Origin of the sequence: Secundilactobacillus hailunensis, assembly GCF_005405185.1 — a bacterium.
GTDB classification, from domain to species: Bacteria; Bacillota; Bacilli; order Lactobacillales; family Lactobacillaceae; genus Secundilactobacillus; species Secundilactobacillus hailunensis.
In genome coordinates this window covers 1-853 of record NZ_BJDO01000120.1, presented here as the reverse complement: position 1 = coordinate 853, position 853 = coordinate 1, and the positions used below count along the sequence as shown (strand labels likewise).

The following is an 853-nucleotide window of genomic DNA, read 5'->3' as shown; positions in this document are numbered from 1 at the left end:
AGCTGATCTTTTGTCTAGTATAACCTATTCCGAACGAATTAAAATCGAAACCTTTTGTGAACTAGGGCTGTCCAATATCCAAATGGGCGTTCGGCTGAACCGATCACCGTCAACAATTTCTTATGAATTATCTCGATGTCAACCTTATCAGGCTGAATTAGCACAAACAGATGCCGAATACAAGCGATCACGATGTGGTCGGAAAACTAAGCTGAGCGATGAGTTAAAGCAAAAAATTCTCAATCATTTACGTCTAAGCTGGTCACCAGGAATGATTGCTCACGAATTTAAACTAGCTACTAAATCTATTTATAATTGGCTAAATCAGGGGAGAATTGTTTTCTCCTTGAATGATCTACCTGAACATGGCGTACGCCAACGGCGTAACGTTGACCAACGATCCAAATATAATCAATCTTTGGGGCGATCAATTGAACAGTGTCCCATGATGATTAATCAACGTAATCGCATCGGCGATTTTGAACTAGATACAGTCGTTGGTCCTCGTGGGCATAGTAAGGCAGCTTTATTAACTTTAATCGATCGAAAATCACGGTTCCTTTGGGCATACCGGTTAAAAGATCGGACGACAGCGACTGTTAATGAAGCACTAACTAAGTTCCTAACCACTTTTAATGGTCCGGTGCACAGCTTTACTGTGGACCGTGGCACTGAGTTTAGTGGGCTAGTATCACTTGAATCACAATATGGTATTAAGACCTATTACTGCCATGCTTATACGCCAGCTGAACGTGGTAGTAATGAACGCTTTAATCGGAATTTACGTTATTTTTATCCTAAAGGGACTCGTTTTGAGCACATTAGTGCTCAAGATTTAACGACGACGTTACTC

At 41.0% G+C, this 853-nt stretch carries 1 protein-coding gene; it reads left to right on the top strand.

Translation table 11 applies throughout. The annotated features are described in order from the left end of the window. Positions 1-10 precede the first annotated feature (10 nt). A partial coding sequence (locus FFM73_RS12575; RefSeq protein WP_137631951.1) for an IS30-like element ISLpl1 family transposase occupies positions 11-853 on the top strand: 843 nt, incomplete at its 3' end.